Source organism: Bacteroides mediterraneensis (assembly GCF_016900355.1).
Lineage (GTDB): Bacteria > Bacteroidota > Bacteroidia > Bacteroidales > Bacteroidaceae > Phocaeicola.
Window position 1 is genome coordinate 1 of sequence record NZ_JACJKA010000060.1, and the last position, 771, is coordinate 771.

2 tRNA genes and 2 rRNA genes are annotated in these 771 nt (G+C 47.7%); all 4 read right to left on the minus strand.

What is annotated here, in order from left to right:
- Positions 1-165 (minus strand): 23S ribosomal RNA (locus tag H6A28_RS14770); the annotation flags it as partial.
- Positions 166-276: 111 nt separating this feature from the next.
- Positions 277-350: transfer RNA gene (locus tag H6A28_RS14775), tRNA-Ala, on the minus strand.
- Between the two features lie 87 nt (positions 351-437).
- Positions 438-511 (minus strand) — tRNA-Ile (locus H6A28_RS14780).
- 195 nt (positions 512-706) lie between these two features.
- Positions 707-771, minus strand: a 16S ribosomal RNA gene (locus tag H6A28_RS14785); the annotation flags it as partial.

Sequence of the window (771 nt, forward strand, 5' to 3'; positions counted from 1 at the left end):
TCCATCATAAGATGGATGTTATCTCTTCAAGATAACGGGTTGTCCCATTCGGAAATCCGCGGATCAAGGGTTATTTGCACCTCCCCGCAGCTTATCGCAGCTTATCACGTCCTTCATCGCCTCCGAGAGCCAAGGCATCCGCCATGCGCCCTTTCCTACTTTCCTTATCACGTGCACACTCCGTCTTTCGACGGGTGCGGGATGATATATACTTTTAGCTTTCGTACTAAAATTACTTTTTGCTTGTTACATCATGTCATAGACCTATTTTTTTCGTGGAGAATAACGGATTCGAACCGTTGACCCCCTGCGTGCAAAGCAGGTGCTCTAGCCAGCTGAGCTAATCCCCCGTTTTTTTTGCGGCTGCAAAGGTAAGCATTTACTTTTGTTCCCGCAAAATTTTAAGGAAGTTTTTTTTCGCTTCCTTCTTTTCGAGGTAGTCCCAGGCAGAGTTGAACTGCCGACCTCTACATTATCAGTGTAGCGCTCTAACCAACTGAGCTATAGGACTAGCTTGTGAGTTATCATCGTGCCGATGATTTATGTCTCCCCGCTCGGCATAACCCAAGCGAGCTTGGTTCTGCTCTCACTCGTTCGACATTTCAACCTCGTCCGTTCCGACTCGGCTTCATCTTTCTCTCTTGTATATCGAAAAACAAACTCATCTGCAGTACAAGGCAAGAACCTCTTCTCGGTCCCTCTCCAGAAAGGAGGTGTTCCAGCCGCACCTTCCGGTACGGCTACCTTGTTACGACTTAGCCCCAATTACCA